Raw genomic sequence first — 18051 nt, forward strand, 5'->3', positions numbered from 1 at the left:
CGAGGATCTCGCCCGGCGCTGGGACTCCAGGGATGGATGCGTCCATGTTCTCTCGACGAGGTGGCGACGCGGAGAGGCGGCCGCGGCCCCCCGGGCTCGGCAGCGCGATGCGATCCTGCGCGCGGGAACATGGGCGAGGCGATCCCCACCGGCAAGGGTCCAGGGCGGGCGAGCGGCGGTGTCCGGCGGAGCCGGTCTCCCCGCCGAGCCGCCGTATCGGGACCTTCCTCCCGCCTTCCTGCCCGGACGGCGGCGCCGCCTCGCCGCGACAGCGTCAGATGTTGATGCTCTGCGGTATCTGCGACGGCAGGAGGACGACGTACGGGACGCGCTGGAGGTTGCGCTTGCCGATGGTCGCCTCGATCTCCATCAGCTCGCGCTGGAACGCCTGGAGGGGCTCGCGGACCCGCGCGTCGGTGAAATAGACGCCCGGGATGTTCCGATCGTAGTCGCCGAGCCGCGAGTAGTAGACGCCGCCGAGGAGCATCATCACGTTGATCTGGAGCAGCGCCTGCTGCAGGGGCGGCAGGTGCTGGAAGATCTCCGAGGACGGCAGGCCCGCGGTGATGCTCGGCGCCGGGGCGTAGGCGGCGAGCGGGAGCGCCGGGGTGAAGCTCATGAGGGAGCTTTGCGGGAAGTTCACGGCCGCGTGCTGGGCGCTGGCGGTGAAGATCACGTGCGTCAAGAGGTCCGCCAGGTAAGCGACGGTGCGGATCGCCCCGTCCTCGCCGATGTCTTTCAGGCCGCATCCCGAAGGGGAGGACAGCTCGGCGATCCAGTTTTGCAGCTCGTAGTCGCCCAGCACGGCTGCGTCGCTCGTGTAATAGATCGCGAGGTATCGCGACACCCACGTATGGATCGCGCCCCAGAGCAGCATCGCGTCGTCGCGGTAGGGGTAGCTCGGCAGGGCGCTCGGGTCGTCGACGCCGCGGTGCGCGAGCGCCACCGGGAGGAACTGCTGATTGACGCTGTAGCTCAGCACGGCGTCGACCGCGAGCTGGGTGGACGACGCGATCGTCCCGGCGAGCAGGTTGTCCACCGGGCCTCCCGGGGCGATGAGGTCGGCCTCGGCGGCGTTGTTGATCGCCAGGGTGCCCTGGAAATGCGGCGTGAGCAGGACGTTGACCGGGTGCTCGGGGGCGAGCTGCCGCGGGGTGGCCATCGCGAACGCCTCCAAGACGAGGTGGGTCTGCCCGAGGTGCGAGATCAATTCATGGAAGTTCCCGTCGGCGACCTGCACGTGGAGCTTCGCCACCTCCCACGCCACGCCGTCCGAAGGGGTGAAGATCGGGCTCGCCGCGCCCGGCGTCTGCGCGCACTGGATGGCCACCGGGCGGAGCAGGCGGCTCGGCGCGCCCGCGGCGGGCACCGCGAAGAGCGCGAGCGGCGCCTCGACGTACTTCTGCTGATCCGGCGCGGTCCCGGGCACGAGCTGCGAGAGCACCTCGTAGTCGGCCAGGTAGAGGCGCCCCTCCTTGCCCGCGCTCGCCAGGGAGTCGCCCTCGCCCATCACCGAGCGATACTGTGCGTCGGTCACGGGGAAGCTCGCGCCGGGCGACGCGACGCGCTTGAGGACGAGCGGGTTCGGCCCCGCCACCCGCATCCAGGCGAAGATCGAGTCGTCCTGGTAGGCGCTCGCGATCTCGGGCAGGCGGAACGTCTGAAACTCCGAGACGTAGTCGTACACGCTGGTCGCCTGCCCATACATCCCGACCAGATCGAGCAGGAGCTTCCCCGCCGCGCTCAGCAGCGTATCCAGCAGCGATTTGATGATATCGCCCACCTTCTTGGTGGGATAGTTCGTCGCGCCGAGGGCGCTCTCCAGGGCGCGGTTCTCGGCCGTCGTGACGAACTTCTGCGCGAACCCCTCGACCAGCGCGGCCGCCGGCGCTCGCGGCGGCGGCGCGGGGGCGCGCTCGGGCTCGCCATGGAGCGGCGTCAGCGTCAGGGTGAGCTCCCGATGGCGTTGCTTGAGATCGTGGAGGACGCCCTGGATCCTGGCGCTCGTCGCGTCGTCCAGCGGGGCGCCCTTCGGGCTGCGGAGCGAGCCGTCGGAGCCCACCAGCTTGGACGCCTTCGCCACCACGTTGCCGACGAGATCGAGGATGACGAGCGCCGCCGATCCCACCAGGATGGGGGCAAACCCCTGTCCGTTCGGAACGCTCTGGGCCACCCCGAGGGGCGATAGACGGGTGTCGTGGTTGTAGACGTACGTCTGCTGGGCCCGAGCGAGCTCGCTCTTGCGCTGCTGCTGCTCCGCGGGAGAGTCGTTTTGAGGCAGGGACGGGTTACTCATGACGCCCTCGATGTTGGAGGAACTGCAAGGAGCACCACGCTACGCCGGGTCCACACGACTGACAATCCGGCGCGTGGCCTGATCTGCAGATCGGCAGTCGAGAGATGCCGGGCGCGCACCTCGCGCTCACGCCCACACGAAACGAGAATCGACCACAGCGCCGCGGAGGACATGAAGGCAGTCCGGTGACATCGCTGCGTCGTGTGGCGGCGAGGAGCCGAGCCCGAGCAGCGCGCCCGGCCGGCCCGGGGCGCGCGCCAGCCCGTGCGCGAAGGAAGGCGGCGCCGTCGGTCGATCCCATCGAGCCGTCCGGCGCCCGCGACGTGGTCGACGGCGCGCCACGGCGGCCTCCGGATCGACGGCGAGCGGCTGGCGCCGGCGCTGCCGCGCCGAGGCCGGCGCGGGGCGCCCGTCGACCCGGGAAGCGCGCCGCCGCGGTCCGGCGACCGCTGACAGCGGCGAGTTCGAGCTTGGTTGTCGTCGCCGCGGCGATCGCGAGCTCGGGTGTCGTCGCCGCGGCGAGTTCGGGCTTGGCGGCGGACAAGCGGTGGTGGAGAGTAGCCGCCCGCGACGCCCCCGGAGGAGAGCCAACGAGTCTCCACGGGCGCGGCCGCGAGACCACCTCCTGACCTAGAGAATTGCGATGCGAACATCACGAATGAGACCCAAGGCGCCGTGGCGCGCGCCCGCGGCAGCGACCCTCGCCGCGGCGGCCCTCGCCGCCATCGACCCGGCCGTGGCCCACGCCCACTTCGCCCTGCTCGAGCCCGCTTGCTACTCGGAGCAGAGCGACCTCGGCGACCCGCAGAAGAGCGCGCCCTGCGGCCAGGCGGACCCCGGGAACCCGATCGCGCTGACCGGCGAGGTGACCACGTATGTCCAGGGTCAGACGATCAAACTCAGGATCGACGAGACGATATTCCACCCGGGCCATTACCGCGTGTCGATCGCGGAGAACGCGGAGTCCCTCCCCCCGGATCCGGAGGTGACCCCCGGCGCCACGCCGTGCGGCTCCACCGTCATCGAGACCGATCCGCAGCTCCCCCTCGTGGCGGACGGGCTGCTCGTCCACACGTCGGCGTTCACGGGCGAGCAGACCGTCGAGATCAAGCTCCCCGACGATCTGACCTGCGAGAACTGCACGCTGCAGGTCAGCGAGTTCATGTCGAACCACGGGATCAACAACCCGGGCGGCTGCTTCTATCACCACTGCGCGACCGTCACGATCCTCCCGCGCGAGGGTGAGCCCACCGGGTCCGGCGGCGCAGGCGGCGAGTCCGGCGAGGGCGGCGCTGCTGCATCGAGCAGCGTGAGCAGCGGCGGCTCCGGCGACGGCGGCAGCGCCGCGTCCTCCGGCGGCAGCGCCGGCGACGGCGGCGCCGGCGCGAGCGGCGACGGCGGCAGCGGCGGCGCGGACGCGTCCGACGCCTCTTCGTCGGGTTGCGGCTGCCGCGTCGGGGCCGCAGAAGACCCGACGATCGCCACCGTCGCAGGCCTGATCGCGCTCGGGCTCCTGCGCTGGCGCCGCCGCCGCTGAGCACATCGGCGGGTGGTTGCCGGGTTTGAACATGAAGGCGGGAAGCGGGGAGAAAGATTCATGATCTTCCCGCCTTCCCGCCTTCATGTGGCTTCGTCGTGATTGGCTCGCGGCCGCGCCTGTGCCAGAGGTGCGATATGGCCCTGCGCGCCCTCCGCCCCTTCGCCCTCGTTTCCCTGCTCGTGGCCGCGTGCGCCCGCGAAACGCCGCCACCCGCCGCCGCGCCGGCTCCCCTGCCCTCGCCGGCGCCCCCGGCGGCCGCGAGCGCGAAGGCGGCGCCGCCCGCCGCGCCCGCGGCCGGCCCGCGCACCCCGGCGTGGGTCCAGCGCAGCAACGAGCACGCGCAGGTGCTCCTCGACGTGCTGGCGCGGTTCTCGCCGGAGCACGCCGGCGCGGCGGGGATCGAGCGCGCGGACGGGGAGGTCACCGATCTCTCGCCGGGGGTCGACGCGCGGGAGCGCGCGGCCTACCGCGCGGCCATCGTCGAGCTCCAGAAGCGGCGAGAGGCCGAGAAGGACCCGGCGGTCGCCGAAGATCTGCAGATCCTGCTGGACGCCGGAGACCGCGCGGTGCGCGGCTCGGAGCTCGACGAGAAGCACCGGGTCTCGTACGTGCACGTGACGGGGCTCGTGTTCACGGGCATCTCGGTCCTGCTCGACGACCGGAACCCGCCGGCGCGGCGGGCCATGGCCCTCACGCGGCTCCGGCGCTACGCAGGCCTGGAGGGGGGCCACGCGCCCATCGCCGAGCAGGCCAGGGCCAGGCTCACCCAGGACCTCGGGAAACCCGGCTTGCTCGCCCCGTCCAGGATGGAGATCGAGCGACACCTCGCCACGAACGCCCGCGTGCGAGAGGGCATCGGCGAGCTCTTCCGGAAATACGCGATCAGCGGCCACGAGGAGCCGCTCGCCGCGCTGAACCGCCAGCTCGAGGCATACGACGCCGCGCTGCGCGCCGACGTGCTCCCCCGGGCGCGGGTCGGCTTCGCCCTGCCGCCGCCGCTCTATACGTTCGCGCTCGAGTCGTATGGCGTCGATCTCCCGCCCGCCGAGCTCGCGTCCCTGGCCCACGCCGCCTTCGACGATCTGAAGGCGCAGATGCAGAAGCTCTCGGTGTCGGTCGCCGCCGCGCGCAAGCTGCCGAGCGCGGATTACCGCGACGTGATCCGCGCCCTGAAGCAGGAGCAGCTGGTGGGCGAGGCGATCTTGCCGCATTACAAGGAGCGGCTCGCCCAGATCGAGGCCATCATCCGGAAAGAGCGCCTCGTCACCCTGCCCGAGCGGCCGGCGCGCATCCGGCTCGGCACCGCCGCGGAGAGCGCCGAGACGCCCGCGCCGCACATGCGGCCGCCGCGGCTGCTCGACAACCAGGGCGAACAAGGGGAGTTCGTGCTGCCGCTGAGCCTCCCGGCGCCGCCCGGCGCCGCGGACGGGCTGCGGAAGGTCGACGATTTCACCCACGCCGCGGCCTCGTGGACGCTCACCGCCCACGAGGCGCGCCCCGGGCACGAGCTCCAGTTCGCCTCGCTGGTCGAGCGGGGCGTCTCGATCGCCCGGGCGATGTTCGCGGACAACAGCGCCAACGTGGAGGGGTGGGGCCTCTACGCCGAGGCCATCGTGCTCCCGTTCATGCCGCCCGAGGGTCAGCTCGTCTCGCTGCAATACCGCCTGCTGCGGGCCGCGCGCGCCTTCCTGGACCCGGAGCTCCAGGCCGGCAAGATCACGCCCGCGGCCGCGCGCGCCTTCCTGGAGAAGGACGTGGTGCTGTCGGCGCCGTTCGCGCAGTCCGAGGTGGAGCGCTACACGTTCCGCGCGCCGGGGCAGGCCACGTCGTATTTCTACGGGTTCACCCGGCTGATGGAGCTCCGGGCAGAGGTCGAGTCCAGGATGGGCCCTCGCTTCGACGCACAGCGATTCCACGATTTCGTGCTCGCCCAGGGGATCCTGCCGCCGAAGCTGCTGCGCAAGGCGGTGATCGAGCGGTTCGTGGGGGCTCAGCCGGCGCTCTGAGCGAGGGCGAGGCGAGCGCCGGGGGCGAGAGAGAGCGGCCTCGATCTCGCCGGGGATCCCCTTGCGGCGCGCCTCGGCAGCTCCAGCTGTCGAGGAGGGCACGGCAGCGGCGGAGGGACGCATGGAAGCGAGCGAGGAGACGGCGGTGAAGCGACAGCCGGAAGCGCCCGAGGGCGCCGCGGCCGGCCCCGAGCCGACGGAGACGGAGACGGAGACGGAGGAGGAGGCGCGCGGGGAGCGGATTCCGGAGACGCCGGTCGACCGCGGGGGCGCGCTCTCGCCGCGCGAGGCGCCGGACGCGCCGGTCGAGCCCGAGGACGAGGCGTCGGACGAGTCGTTCCCGGCGAGCGATCCGCCGGCCTGGACGCCGGGCCATTCCGGCTGAGCGCGGGGCTCGGCGGCCCGCTCGTTCGCGGCCGTAGCGCCGCGACCTCGAAGGGCGCGTGACCGGCGATGGGGCGCATGACCGGCTGCGCGCCCGTCACGCCTCGGGAACGCCCCCTTCGAGCCACCTGCGCGCGCTCTCGGTGGTGAGCTTGAAGTCGGCGGGCACCCGCGACCGCGACACGACCTCCCCCGCGGCGTCGTGCACGGTGAGGATCGCGTGGGGGTCGTCCTCGTCGGGCACCACGTCGAGGTCCACCCGCACCCGCGCGCCGCCCTCGACCGCCACCGTCACGTTCCGGTGGAGCTGCGCCCGGCGCTGCTGGACGTGCCGCGCCAGCACCTCGTTCGCCGTCTTCACGAGGGTGGCGAACGCGCTCGCGTCGAGCGGCTTCGGGTTCTTCTTGTCGCGCCCCATGGTCCACGGCCCCACCAGCGAGGGCTCGCTCTGGCCGTCGCACGTCATCTCGACGGCCCACCCGTCGTCGTCCTCGTTCTTGATGACCCGCGCCGTCCACCCCTGGCCCCTCCACAGCTTCGGGTCCTGGTCCTCGGGGCGAACGGGGCGCGCCTGCCCCACCTCGTCGTGCGTCTCGTCGGTCGCGTCGTGCGTCGTGGCCATGGGCGCCCCGATGTACCCGCTCGGCGCCCGCCGCGTCCACCCCGTCGGCGCGCCTCGGTCATTTCCTGTCAGCCGCCGGAGACCCTCGAGATCCCCGTGGAGCCCCGACAAGCTGGCCCGGGGCAGCCGAGCTGCGACACTCCCCCCATGCTCCTCCCCCGGCGCCCCTTCCTCGCCCTCTGCGCCGCCGCCCTCGCCCCGCGCGCCGCCCTCGCCGACCCGGCCGGCGCCCCTTCCGCCGCGCCGCCGCCGCCGGCGCCCTCCGCCCCGCCGGCCTTCGACGTCCGCGACCTCCAGGTCCCCGGCGATCGCGCCCTCGGCCGGCGGTTCACGCTGCTCGTCCCGAGGCACCTCGCCCCGGGCGAGCGCGCGCCGCTGCTCGTGCTCCTCCACGGCCTCGGCGAGACCGGCGACGAGCGCCTCGGCGCCTTCGCGTGGCTCGAGCGCTACGGCCTCGGGTCCTCCTACGAGCGGCTCCGCCGCCCGCCGCTCGGGCGCACGTCGCGCCGCAAGGACTGGACCGACGCGCGGCTCGCCGAGGTCAACGCCGCCCTCGCGGTGCGGCCGTTCCGGGGCCTGGCGATCGCGTGCCCGTACACGCCCAACGTCCACAAGGCCCCGAACCCCTCCGCGGCGCTCGACGGCTACGCGCGCTGGCTCGCGGAGGTGGTCCTGCCCCGCGCCCGCGCCGAGGCGCCCGTGTTCGACGACGCGGCCCGCACCTCGCTCGACGGCTGCTCCCTCGGCGGCTTCGTCGGGATCGAGGTCTTCCTCCGCCGGCCCGAGCTCTTCGGCGCCTGGGGCGGCGTGCAGTCCGCCATCAGCGCCCACCGCGCCCCCGCCTACGCCGACCGGCTCGCCAGGGCCGTCGCCGCCACCGGCCCGCGCGATCTCCACCTGCTCACCAGCAAGGGCGACCCGTTCCACGACGCGAACGCCGCCCTCGCCGCGCAGCTCGCGAAGCGATCGATCCCCCACGCGCTCCGCGTCCTGCCGGGCCCGCACGACCAGCCGTGGCTCCGCGAGGCCGGCACGATCGAGATGCTCCTCTTCCACGACCGACGCCCGCGCTGAAGCGACCTCCCGGGCCCACCTGCCCCGTGCCCGTGGGACACGCACCAGAAAGCAACCATATTGCCCGGATGGGGCGCCAACCGAACCATCCAACCGAGCTCCGCGATGGACAGGCGAGCTCGGGTGTCGACGGTCTGGACGAGATCCTGAGAGGCGGTTTCCCGCGCGGAGAGGTGCACCTCGTCCAGGGCGGCTCCGGGACCGGCAAGACCACGCTCGTGCTGCAATTCCTGCTCGCCGGCGAGAGGGCCGGCGAGAGCGGCCTGTACATCACGCTCGCCCAGACCAAGGAAGGGCTCGAGGCGATCGCTCGCTCGCACGGGTGGTCGCTGGAGGGCGTGGCCGTGCACGACCTGTCGCTGGGCGATATCGCAGATCAGCTCGCCCTGGAGCAGACGGTGCTGCACACGGCCGAGGTCGAGCTGGGCGAGCTCACCCGGAGGCTGCGCCAGGCGGTCGAGGACGCCCGGCCTCGCCGCGTCGTGCTCGACTCGATCGGCGTGCTCGGCCTGCTGGCGGGCAGCACGTCGCGGTTCCACCGAGAAATCGTGGCGCTCCGGCAGTTCCTGGCCGGGTACGGGTGCACGGCGCTGTTCGTCGGCGAAGGGCCGTTGGAGCCGGAGCTGGACAGCCACGGCAGTACCGAGTTCTACAGCCTGGCTGGCGGCGTGATTCACCTGGAGCAGAGGGCGCCGGACTACGGCGACGTCCGCCGGCGCCTCCGCGTGCTCAAGGTGCGCAGCGTCCCGTTCCAGGGCGGATACCATGATTTCCGGATCCAGACGGGCGGGATCGTGGTTTATCCGCGCCTCGGGATGCGCCACGCCAACGAGTACGACGAGTTCCGGCAGATTCGAAGCGGCCTCGGGCCGCTCGACGACCTGCTCGGAGGCGGGCTGGAGCACGGCACCACCTGCCTGCTCATCGGTCCGGCCGGCTCCGGCAAGAGCACGCTCGCCTCGGTCTACGCCAATGCGGCCGCCCGGGAGGGCGTGGGCGGCGCCATCTTCCTCCTCGAGGAGCGCCCGGAGACGTTCAAGGCGCGGTCGACGAACGTGGGGCTCGACCTCCACTCCCATCTGGACAGCGGCCGGCTGACCATCGAGCAGGTCAGGACGGCCGAGATCACCCCGGGCGAGTTCGCGCACAAGGTCCGCGCGGCCGTGGAAGACCGCAGGGCCAGGCTCATCGTGATCGACAGCCTCATGGGGTATTTCAATGCGATGGCGGACACGTCGATGCTCCCGGTGCAGATGTACGAGCTGCTCAATTTCCTGAACCGCAGCGGGGTGCTCACGATCCTGGTCACGTCCCATGAGTGGTTGATGGGCATCGGGTCCAGACAGCCGGTGGACGTCAGCTATCTGTCGGACTCGATCATCGTCCTGCAAATGTTCGAGTCCGACGGGCGCATCCGCCGGTGCCTGACGGCCGTCAAAAAGCGCCAGGGCGAGCACGACACGACGATCCGGGAGCTCAGCATCAGCCCCGGGGGCGTGCATGTCGGGGCGGAGCCGCTGAGGCACCTGCAAAGCATCCTCAGCGGGAGTCCGGTGCCGACCGACCGGGATCGGCGCCGAGGCGGCGGCGGGCGCCAGGCGCTCGGCGAGGAGGACGGCGGCGGTGGGTGACGGCGGCGCCCCGACCTGCGGCGAGCGCGTCCTCGTGCTGGCGCCGGTCGGGCGGGACACCCCGCTGCTGTGCCAGGTCCTCGGCCGGACCGGGATCGAGGCCGCCCCGTGCGGCCACGTGGACGAGCTCGCGAGAGGCCTGCTGGACGGCGCCGGCGCCGCGTTGCTGACCGAGGAGGCGCTCTCGGCGGCGGCCGTGTCGGCCCTGCTCGCGGCGCTGGCCGCGCAGCCCTCGTGGTCGGATCTGCCCGTCCTGCTGCTGGCCGGCGCGGAGCCGCTCGCGCTCCGCAGCGCGCAGGCCGTCGCGGCGCTGCGCTCGGCCGGCAACCTGACGGTCCTGGAGCGGCCGGTCCGGGAGCTGACCCTGGTGACGGCCGTCCAGGCAGCGCTCCGCGCGCGCCGGCGGCAGCTCGAGGTCCGCGACCTCGTCGAGCGCGAGCGGGCCTCGCGCCAGGCCGCGGAGACGGCGCGGCAGCAGGCGGAGGACGCATCGCGGGTCAAGGACGAGTTCCTCGCGAACGTGTCCCACGAGCTCCGCACCCCGCTGAACGCGATCTTGCTGTGGACCCACCAGCTCACCGGCAATCCGGCGAGCGCGCAGGACGTGGCGCGCGGGCTCCTCGCGATCGAGCGCAGCGCCCGCGCGCAGTCGCGGCTCGTCGAGGACCTGCTCGACCTGGCGCGGATGGCCTCGGGCAAGCTCCGGCTGAGCTTGCAGGACGTGGATCTGACGCAGATCGCCGAGGCGGCCGTCGAGGTGGTCCGCGCCGCGGCCGAGGCCAGGCGCATCCAGATCGAGGTGGCGCTCGCTGCCGGGCTCGGCCGGGCGCGCGCCGATCCCGAGCGGATGCAGCAGGTGCTCTGGAACCTGCTGAGCAATGCCGTCAAGTTCACCCCGCCGGGCGGCCAGGTGCGGCTCTCGATCCGGCGCGACGGCGGCGAGGTCCGCATCGAGGTCGCCGACACGGGCCGCGGCATCCGCCCCGAGCTCTTGCCGCACGTCTTCGAGCGCTTCCGGCAGCACGACGCGGCGACGCAGCGCCGGCACGGGGGGCTCGGGCTCGGGCTGGCCATCTGCCGCCAGCTCGTCGAGCTGCACGGCGGCACGCTGTCCGCGGACAGCCGCGGGGAGGGGCTCGGCGCGGTGTTCACGGTGGCGCTCCCCCTGGCCGACGCCGTGCCCCGCGACGCCGGATCCCGCGCCGCCTGGCCGGCCGCGGCGGCTCCGCGGCGGCCTGCCGCGGCGGCTCCGCGGGAGGGGGCCGCCGCGCCGGCCGAGGTCGGACCGGCCGCGCCCGCACGGCCGCTGGCGGGGGTCCGGGTGCTCCTGGTCGAGGACGACAGCGACACGCGGGAGGTGCTGGTCTGCACGCTGGAGGCGCAGGGGGCCGAGGTGACGGCCGTCGGGTCGCCCCAGGCGGCGCTGGACGCGCTGGAGCCGGCGGGGAGCCCCGCGGAGAGGCCGCAGGTGCTGCTGAGCGACCTGGGCATGCCGGGGATGGACGGCTACGAGCTGCTCCGCCGGCTGAGGGCGCTGGAGGGCGAGCGGGGCGACCGGCCGCTTCCGGCCGCATTGCTCACGGCGTACGCCCGCCACGATGACCGGACGCGGGCGCTCTCGGCGGGGTTCGCCGCGTACCTCGCCAAGCCGATCGAGCCGGAGCGGCTCATCGCGGTCATCGAGCAGCTCGCCCGGCAGCGCGGCTGAGGGCGGGTCGAGCGGATGGCCGCGCGCGGCTGCCGGCAGGCGGGGAGCCGAGGCGCGCTCCCGCGGTCGGGCGCCTCGTGGATCAGGGGTGGAACCCGCAGTCCTCGACGCACCCGTCCCGTATGCACGTCAGCAGCCCGTCGAAACAGGCCTCGCTCAGGAGGGGAGCACCTTCGGTGCAAGCGGCCCCCGCAGAGAAGAGAAGCCTGTCGAGGTTGATCCAGTCCTCCTCCGAGGTGCAGACGGAATCGTACAGCCTGCACTCGGTCGTGCATTCGTAGCAACGACCCTCGAAGCTGAAGTGGGAGCAGATGTTGTCCGGCGTGATGGGCGACTCGGCCGGAAACGGGGTCTCGATCTGGCGCCCGTCGAGCGCGGCGAACACCAGCCGCGCCGGCTCCTGCTCGGCGCTCTTGCTGAAGCCCATCTCGCAGCGCAAGGAGCCAGAGGACGGCAGATTCACCGCCGGGCACGGATTCGTGATCCATCGGAAGGGCACCCAGCCGAGCGAGAACCCATCCGAGCTCGTCACGGAGAAGCTCTCCGGCGTCACCGGCAGCGGCAACGTACCCTGATTCCTGAGGACCAACGAGACCCGCAGCGCCGATTCGTCCTGGTGCCATTCGACGATCTCGAGCGCCAGGATCTCGCCCTCCGGCGCGGTCGTCCCGCTGGAGGCGGTCGTGCCGCCGCCCGCGCCAGACGCCGTCGTCCCGCCGCCCGCGCCGGACGTTGTCGTCCCGCCGCCCGCGCCAGACGCCGTCGTCCCGCCGCTCCCGTCGTCGGGCGCGTCGTCCGACGACCCGCCACAAGCGGCGGCGGCGAGCAGGGCGAGCGCGGCGATTGTCCTTCGATGAGCGAGTCTGTTCATGTGACCCTCCAAGGCCTGCCCCGATCAAGGGCCGCGGCCGCCCGTTATAGCGCCGACCGCTCCCGGCAGAAGCCGTCGAGCCGCTCTCCGACGCGCCCCCGCCAGCGGGTCGCGCATGCGCCGGGTCGCGCACGCGCGCGCAGCCTTACTCGAGCAGCCCCGCCTCCCGCAGGAACGCCCGCTCGACCGCGGCGTAGTCGACCTCCACGTCCAGCCGCGCGAGCACCGAGTAAAACCCGAACTGGAGCCGGTTCAAGAACACCATGCCCGGCGGCAGCTGCACGAACCCGCTGTCCTTCACCAGGATCTGCTCCTTGATCGCCTTCACGCCCTCCACCAGGCTCGTCACGTAAGCCCGCGTGACGCGGAACGGCGCGCGGAACAGCGGCTCGAAGCACCGCCGCGTGTACGCGAGCGACATCTCCTCGAACCGCCCGCCCCGCGTCCCCAGGATCAGCGCCGCGTGCCGCGCGAACGCCGCCTCGTCCTTCCGCAGCGCCGCGAGGTGCATCCCGCGCCCGTGCTCGAGCCGCGCGCCGTCGAGCGGCTCCACGCAGCCGAAATCGAGGAACGTGACCCGCCCGTCCGCGTGAAAGAGGTAGTTGCCCGGGTGCGGATCCGCGTTGAACATCCCGCCGACGAGGTTGCCCTTGAAGACGAAGCGCCAGAGCGCCTCGGCATGGGCGCGCCGGGTGCGCTCGTCGCGCGCCGCGGCCTCCTCCAGGGTCGCGCCGCGCGCGAGCTCGGCCGTGAGCACGCGGCGCGACGAGCGAGACGCGATGACCTCGGGGATGTGAATCGTCGGATCGCCCCGGTGAACGCCCGCGAAATACCGCTGTCGCTCCGCCTCGAGGGCGTAGTCGAGCTCCTCGAGGAACCGCGCCCGGACCTCCTCGAGCACGCGCCTCGAGTCGAGCGCCTTGGGCGCCACCGCGCCCACCATCGCCCGGATCATGCCGGCGTTCTCCAGATCGCTCGCGAGCGCCCGGTCGATCCCCGGGTGCTGGACCTTCACGGCGACCTCGCGCCCGTCCGCGAGCGCCGCGCGGTGCACCTGGCCGATGGAAGCGCTCGCGAACGGCGCGTCGTCCCACGCCGCGAAGAGCTCGTCGACACGGGCCCCGAGGTCCTCCTCGACCACCGCGCGGACGGCCGCGGGCGAGGACGCCGGCGCGGCGGCGCGGAGGGAGCACAGCGCGGCCTCGTACGCCTCGCGCTGCGGCTCGGGGATGAAGCCGTCGACGTAGCTCGCCATCTGGCCGACCTTCGCGGCGAGCCCGCGCATCGTGCCCAGCACCTCGGCGACGTGCGCCGCGGCGTCCGCGGCGGCGTCGCCCCGCCGCGCGAGGAGGTGCGCCGCCCCCGCGCGGGCGCCGAGGCCCGCGAGGCGGACGAAGCGGTTCAGCCGGCCCTCGGGGAGCTTCTTCTCGGTCGTCATCGGCCCGGTCGGCGCGTATAGCATGCCCCGCATGAAGACCAACGCGGCGCGCATCCTCGACAGCCTCGGCGTCCCGTACGAGCTGCGCACCTACGAGGTCGATCCGAGCGACCTGACCGCGAGCACCGTGGCCAGGAAGATCGGCCTGCCGCCGGAGCAGGTGTGGAAGACGCTGGTGGCGCGCGGCGACCGCCACGGCGTCTGCTTCGCGGTGGTGCCGGGCAACGCCCAGCTCGACCTCAAGGCGATCGCGCGGCTCACCGGAGACCGGAAGGTCGACACCGTGCCCCTCAAGGAGGTCCAGCCGCTCACGGGCTACATCCGCGGCGGGGTCACCGCGCTCGGCGCGAAGAAGGCCTATCCCGTCTACGCGGACGAGACGATCGAGCTCTTCGATGTCGTCTCCATCTCGGCCGGCGTGCGGGGCACCCAGATCCTCATCGCCCCCGGCGACTACCTGCGCGCGACGAAGGCCGCGGTCGGCCCCATCGTCGCCGCCCCCGGCGGCGACGCAGATTGACGTCCCCGGCGGCGACGCAGATTGACGGCGCGCGCCGCCGGATCGCGGTATGCTGGGAGCGCTCGGCTGCGGGCCGAGCCCGGGGCGGCGACGAGGGATATGACCAGAGCGGCCTGCGACGTGCGCGACCCGAGCGAGCTGACGACCGCCGAGCTGCGGCAGCTGTGCCAGGGCAGCCATCCGTGGGAGCTCGGGCTCGGGGCGGTCCAGCTGGTCGCGTCGGCCGCGGCGGGGGGCGCCGTGCTCGCCGCGGCGACTGCCTGCATCCCCGGGCTGGTCCAGTGCATCAGCGTGGGCCCGGCGTTCGCGGCGGGGCTCGCGGTGTGGGAGTCGCTCGGGGCCGCCAAATCGTGGCTCCCGGGCGCGGCGTACCGCGAGGAGCTCGCGTTCCGCGCGTGGCACGCGGGGCTCTTCCCCTGGGCGCAGCCCCAGGCGCTGCGGCGCTGGGCGAGGCGCGCGATGGCGCGCCGGCCGGCGCCGGACTGGCTCCTCGTCCTCGAAGGCATCGCGCCGGCCGGCGGCGGGCGCCGCTGGGTCAAGGTCGAGCTCTCGCTCTCGCCGTCCTCCGACGGCCCGTTCCGCTCGCAGGCCAGCGGGCACGCGCTGCTCCACCCGGGCGGCGGCGCGGCCGAGCCGCGCGAGCGGCGCCTCGCGCCCGAGGAGCTCGACGACCTCGGGCGCGCGCTCGCCGAGCTCCCCGACGGGCTCTCGCTCGCCCCCCTCGCCTGGCCCCGGAGCCCCGCGGCGTTCAGCGGCCACTGCGAGCTGCTCATCGCCAGGAGGGCGCCGTTCGCCGTGGTCCAGCTGACGTGCGCGTTCCCGCCGCGCGAGGCGGGCGCGCAGCCGCCCTCGCTGTCCCTGCTGCACCGCCTCGCGGAGATGGCGTGGGGCGAGGGCGGCCCCGCGCGGGCGGAGCGGTGATGGCGCGGAGCGCGGCGCCGCGCCGCGACCCATCTCCCCGGCTCGGCGACCGACCTCCGGAGCGCCGCGCGGCGCGAGAGGGCGAGCGCTGTTGACGTGTCTCGCGCGTGTCTCGCGCGTGTCTCGCCAGCGCGCCGGCGGCGCGCCCGTCCACGGGAGACGTCGTTGCCGCACCAGGGTCGCTTCGCTAGGCTGCACTGCGATTGATCGGCCAGACGATTGACCGCAAATACAAGCTCGTGCGCCTCCTCGGCGAGGGGGGGATGGGCTCCGTGTACGAGGCGGAGCACACGACCACGCAGCTGCGCGTCGCGATCAAGGTCCTGAGCACGCGCCACCTCCTGCCCGGCAGCGAGGGGGTGAAGCGCCTTCGCCGCGAGGCGCGGGCGGCGAGCGCGATCGACAGCGAGCACATCGTGCAGGTGCTCGACGCGGGCACCGACGCGGAGACGGACACCTCGTACATCGCGATGGAGCGCCTCCACGGGAAGGATCTCCAGCAGCGCATCGACGCGGTCGGGCCCCTCCCGCCCGACGTGGTGCTGCGCATCGGCGCCCAGGCGCTCGCGGGCCTGCACAAGGCGCACGAGGCGCGCATCGTCCACCGCGACATCAAGCCGGCGAACCTCTTCCTGGCGAGGCGCCCGGACGGGTCGCTCACGGTCAAGATCCTCGATTTCGGCATCGCCAAGATCCTGGCCGATCCGCTGGCCGTGGCGCACACGACGGGGCTGACGCACACCGGCAGCGTGCTCGGCTCGCCGCTGTACATGTCGCCCGAGCAGGTGCAGAACGGCCGCGACGTCGATCACCGCACCGACCTCTGGTCGCTCGCCAGCGCCCTCTACTGCGCCCTCGCCGGCCACGCCCCGTACCAGCAGGTCGGCACGCTCGGGAAGCTCGTCTACACGATCTGCAGCACGCCGCCGCTGCCGCTCCACGAGGTCGCCCCGTGGGTCCCGGTCGAGGTCGCGGCGGTCCTCCACGGCGCGCTCGCGCTGGATCCTTCGGCGCGCTACCCGAGCGCCGCGGCCATGCTGGCGGCGATGCGCCCGCTGCTCACGGGCGGCACCGCGCTCGACCCGTCGATGATGAAGGCCGAGCGCCGCGCGAGCGAGCCCGCGTCGAGCGCTCCGTCCCTCGCGCTGGCGTGTCCGGGCGGCGAGCTGCTCGGCAGCTCGGTCGAGGCGGCCGCGCCGGCCCCGGGGGGCGAGACCACGGCGTCGCTCGACATGACCTCTGCCGCGGAGGGCGACGCGGGCGCGGCCGTCGCGGAGGGCGATCCGATGACCACGCTCGCCGTGCCGCTGCCGCTCACGGCGGTAGTGGTCAAATTTGAACATGAAGGCGGGAAGGCGGGAAGAAAACATTCATGATCTTCCCGCCTTCCCGCCTTCATGTGGACTCTCCCTGGGCAAGGTTGACCACCGCCCGGCGCCGGCCCTCGCCCCGCCGCGCCCCCTCATCCCGCTGACAGCCCGGCGCCCGCGCCGCGCGGCGCCGCGCGCATCAGGCGCAGGCCGCCGAGCACGAGCAAGCCCCCGGACGCGAGGGAGGCGAGATCCCAACCCAGCTGACCTGGGCCTGGACGGACGTGGTGAATCTGGAGGAGGTGATGATCGATCACGCCCTCGACCAGGTTGAACAGCCCCCAGCCCACGGCGGCGGCGCCGGGGAGGATCCGCCCCGGCAGCAGGGCGCCGCCGCTGCGCAGCGCGCCCCAGAGCTTGCTGACTCCTGCCACGGTGAGACCGAATGCGACAGCGCTGAACAGGCCATCTGCGAAGATGTTCCTCCGCACGTCGTCGATGGTCGCGCCCGGATGGCAGCTGAAGCAGATCAGGTGGTGCCACTGCAGGAGCTGATGGAACAGGATTCCATCGATCAGCCCGCCCGCCCCCAACCCGAAGAGCACACCGGCCGTCTTCACCGCGCGCAATGTCCTCGTGGGAGCGTCGAGATCGAGCGGTCGCGCCGTGCTCATGGGGACCTCCTGGGCGCAGCACCATGCGAGGGCCAAACCACGGGCGCGCGCGGACGAGGGCGGATCGGCCGGGCCAGCGGGACGGCACGGAGCGCGTCCGCGCGGCCGCGCCAGCCCGGGTCGATCGTGCTCGGGGCGGTGTCCTGGCCACGTGGACTGGCTGACGCGGCGCTGGCACGGAGTTGGCACCCGCCGCGGATCCTAGGTTTCGAAGAAATCGTCGAAAGGTGTCAGATGGAGAATCGAATGAACCCGGAACGCGCCGCAGGAACGCCGGAGCCGGAGCACCAGGGTCCCAAGCCGGTCCCTTACACCTACCATGATGGTCGCGAGGACTATCTCCATGTAGGCCGACAAGGGGGCACGGAGGCCGACCAGCCCGCGGCGCTGGTCCCCCCCTCCGAGGGGATGTCTCCCCGTATCGAGACAACCGCACTTCCGCCGGAGGCGAGCGCCCTGCCGCCCGAGACGGCTGTGCCGGCCGAGGCGGCGTCTTCGCCTGCTCGGGCGACCGCTCTGCCGCCCGAGGCGACGGCCCTGCCCCCCGAGGCGACGGCCCTGCCGCCCGAGGCGCCCCGCGCGGCGGCGCAGCGCCCTCAGCAGGGGGCCCGCATGAGCGAGATCGTCACGCGCGGGCTGCGGACCGGCGCCGCGCTGACGGCGGCGACGATGTGCACGATGATGGCAGCGTCGACCCTCAAGCGCGGGTCGCCCTGGGCCTCCATGAACGCCATGGCCACGGCCGTCGGGCTCGGGGGGCGCCGCGCGAGCGACCGGTTCGATCCGGTCGTCACGCCCGCCGGCGTCGCGGTGCTCGCCGGGGGCCTGCTCGCCTGGGGCATCGGCTACGAGAAGGCGCTCGACGCGACCGGGAAGCGCAGCAACCCGCTCACGGGCGCGCTGTCGGCGCTCGGCGGCTTCCTGTTCGACGAGCTGATCTTGCCCGACCGGCTCATGAAGAACTTCCGCGACAAGATGGGTGTGCTCGGCACCCTCAGCAAATACGTCGCCCTGGGTGTCGCGAGCGCCGCGGCCCCGCGCTGAGCGCGCGAGGCG

At 73.3% G+C, this 18051-nt stretch carries 15 protein-coding genes; 10 read left to right on the forward strand and 5 right to left on the reverse strand.

The genetic code is table 11. The features are described from left to right. Positions 1-274: 274 nt before the first annotated feature. Entirely contained in the window at positions 275-2296 is a 2022-nt protein-coding gene (locus WMF33_RS27685; protein ID WP_437331438.1) for a lipoxygenase family protein, read from the reverse strand. Between the two features lie 643 nt (positions 2297-2939). Here WMF33_RS27685 and WMF33_RS27690 point away from each other — a divergent pair. From WMF33_RS27690 to WMF33_RS27700, 3 genes are all read left to right on the forward strand, one after another. Continuing rightward, positions 2940-3833 (forward strand): SCE4755 family polysaccharide monooxygenase-like protein, encoded by an 894-nt coding sequence (locus tag WMF33_RS27690; protein WP_437331439.1) that lies wholly within the window; start codon positions 2940-2942, stop codon positions 3831-3833. A 137-nt stretch (positions 3834-3970) separates the two neighbouring features. After that, positions 3971-5842, forward strand: a complete 1872-nt coding sequence (locus tag WMF33_RS27695) for a DUF885 domain-containing protein (protein WP_437331440.1) — start codon at positions 3971-3973, stop codon at positions 5840-5842. 121 nt (positions 5843-5963) lie between these two features. Further along, a complete protein-coding gene (locus WMF33_RS27700; protein WP_437331441.1) occupies positions 5964-6227 on the forward strand; it encodes a hypothetical protein in 264 nt (87 codons plus the stop codon). Between the two features lie 96 nt (positions 6228-6323). On the opposite strand, the gene WMF33_RS27705 is transcribed toward WMF33_RS27700, so the two are convergent. Beyond that, on the reverse strand, positions 6324-6848 hold the full coding sequence (locus WMF33_RS27705; protein WP_020737493.1) for a hypothetical protein: 525 nt from the start codon (positions 6846-6848) through the stop codon (positions 6324-6326). A gap of 147 nt (positions 6849-6995) precedes the next feature. Here WMF33_RS27705 and WMF33_RS27710 point away from each other — a divergent pair, with 147 nt between their 5' ends. The 3 genes from WMF33_RS27710 to WMF33_RS27720 all read left to right on the forward strand — a co-directional run bounded on the left by WMF33_RS27710 (position 6996) and on the right by WMF33_RS27720 (position 11261). Next, positions 6996-7922 (forward strand): hypothetical protein, encoded by a 927-nt coding sequence (locus WMF33_RS27710; RefSeq protein WP_437331442.1) that lies wholly within the window; start codon positions 6996-6998, stop codon positions 7920-7922. Between the two features lie 68 nt (positions 7923-7990). Next, positions 7991-9553: an ATPase domain-containing protein gene (locus tag WMF33_RS27715; protein WP_437331443.1), complete on the forward strand. Its 1563-nt coding sequence runs from the start codon at positions 7991-7993 to the stop codon at positions 9551-9553. Then, a complete protein-coding gene (locus WMF33_RS27720) occupies positions 9546-11261 on the forward strand; it encodes an ATP-binding protein (RefSeq protein ID WP_437331444.1) in 1716 nt (571 codons plus the stop codon). The genes WMF33_RS27715 and WMF33_RS27720 overlap by 8 nt, the downstream gene beginning before the upstream one ends. An 82-nt stretch (positions 11262-11343) precedes the next feature. On the opposite strand, the gene WMF33_RS27725 is transcribed toward WMF33_RS27720, so the two are convergent. Then, the gene (locus WMF33_RS27725; protein ID WP_437331445.1) at positions 11344-12132 is read right to left on the reverse strand and encodes a hypothetical protein; all 789 of its coding nucleotides are present in this window, start codon (positions 12130-12132) and stop codon (positions 11344-11346) included. 145 nt (positions 12133-12277) lie between these two features. After that, positions 12278-13570: an ABC1 kinase family protein gene (locus WMF33_RS27730; protein WP_437331446.1), complete on the reverse strand. Its 1293-nt coding sequence runs from the start codon at positions 13568-13570 to the stop codon at positions 12278-12280. 31 nt (positions 13571-13601) lie between these two features. On the opposite strand from WMF33_RS27730, the gene ybaK reads away from it, so the two are divergent. The 3 genes from ybaK (at position 13602) to WMF33_RS27745 (ending at position 16387) form a co-directional block, all read left to right on the forward strand. Continuing rightward, positions 13602-14090 (forward strand): Cys-tRNA(Pro) deacylase, encoded by a 489-nt coding sequence (ybaK, locus tag WMF33_RS27735; protein WP_437331447.1) that lies wholly within the window; start codon positions 13602-13604, stop codon positions 14088-14090. 99 nt (positions 14091-14189) lie between these two features. Further along, positions 14190-15011 (forward strand): hypothetical protein, encoded by an 822-nt coding sequence (locus WMF33_RS27740; protein ID WP_437331448.1) that lies wholly within the window; start codon positions 14190-14192, stop codon positions 15009-15011. Positions 15012-15214: 203 nt separating this feature from the next. Further along, complete coding sequence (locus WMF33_RS27745; RefSeq protein ID WP_437331449.1) at positions 15215-16387, forward strand: serine/threonine-protein kinase; 1173 nt, start codon at positions 15215-15217, stop codon at positions 16385-16387. 86 nt (positions 16388-16473) lie between these two features. On the opposite strand, the gene WMF33_RS27750 is transcribed toward WMF33_RS27745, so the two are convergent. Beyond that, positions 16474-16995 (reverse strand): DUF2243 domain-containing protein, encoded by a 522-nt coding sequence (locus WMF33_RS27750; protein ID WP_437331450.1) that lies wholly within the window; start codon positions 16993-16995, stop codon positions 16474-16476. A gap of 246 nt (positions 16996-17241) precedes the next feature. Between WMF33_RS27750 and WMF33_RS27755 the strand changes: the two genes are divergently transcribed. Further along, a complete protein-coding gene (locus WMF33_RS27755; protein WP_437331451.1) occupies positions 17242-18039 on the forward strand; it encodes a hypothetical protein in 798 nt (265 codons plus the stop codon). Positions 18040-18051 lie beyond the last annotated feature (12 nt).

Origin of the sequence: Sorangium sp. So ce394 (assembly GCF_051474665.1) — a bacterium.
Taxonomy (GTDB): domain Bacteria; phylum Myxococcota_A; class Polyangia; order Polyangiales; family Polyangiaceae; genus Sorangium; species Sorangium cellulosum_D.

Bases quoted from the DNA above. Each gene is read 5' to 3' on its own strand.
- WMF33_RS27690 (WP_437331439.1), top strand. From the start codon at position 2,940: ATGCGAACATCACGAATGAGACCCAAGGCGCCGTGGCGCGCGCCCGCG.
- WMF33_RS27725 (WP_437331445.1), bottom strand. From the start codon at position 12,132: ATGAACAGACTCGCTCATCGAAGGACAATCGCCGCGCTCGCCCTGCTC.
- WMF33_RS27730 (WP_437331446.1), bottom strand. From the start codon at position 13,570: ATGACGACCGAGAAGAAGCTCCCCGAGGGCCGGCTGAACCGCTTCGTC.
- WMF33_RS27710 (WP_437331442.1), top strand. From the start codon at position 6,996: ATGCTCCTCCCCCGGCGCCCCTTCCTCGCCCTCTGCGCCGCCGCCCTC.
- WMF33_RS27695 (WP_437331440.1), top strand. From the start codon at position 3,971: ATGGCCCTGCGCGCCCTCCGCCCCTTCGCCCTCGTTTCCCTGCTCGTG.
- WMF33_RS27685 (WP_437331438.1), bottom strand. From the start codon at position 2,296: ATGAGTAACCCGTCCCTGCCTCAAAACGACTCTCCCGCGGAGCAGCAG.
- WMF33_RS27755 (WP_437331451.1), top strand. From the start codon at position 17,242: ATGAACCCGGAACGCGCCGCAGGAACGCCGGAGCCGGAGCACCAGGGT.
- ybaK (WP_437331447.1), top strand. From the start codon at position 13,602: ATGAAGACCAACGCGGCGCGCATCCTCGACAGCCTCGGCGTCCCGTAC.
- WMF33_RS27705 (WP_020737493.1), bottom strand. From the start codon at position 6,848: ATGGCCACGACGCACGACGCGACCGACGAGACGCACGACGAGGTGGGG.
- WMF33_RS27700 (WP_437331441.1), top strand. From the start codon at position 5,964: ATGGAAGCGAGCGAGGAGACGGCGGTGAAGCGACAGCCGGAAGCGCCC.
- WMF33_RS27740 (WP_437331448.1), top strand. From the start codon at position 14,190: ATGACCAGAGCGGCCTGCGACGTGCGCGACCCGAGCGAGCTGACGACC.
- WMF33_RS27750 (WP_437331450.1), bottom strand. From the start codon at position 16,995: ATGAGCACGGCGCGACCGCTCGATCTCGACGCTCCCACGAGGACATTG.
- WMF33_RS27715 (WP_437331443.1), top strand. From the start codon at position 7,991: ATGGGGCGCCAACCGAACCATCCAACCGAGCTCCGCGATGGACAGGCG.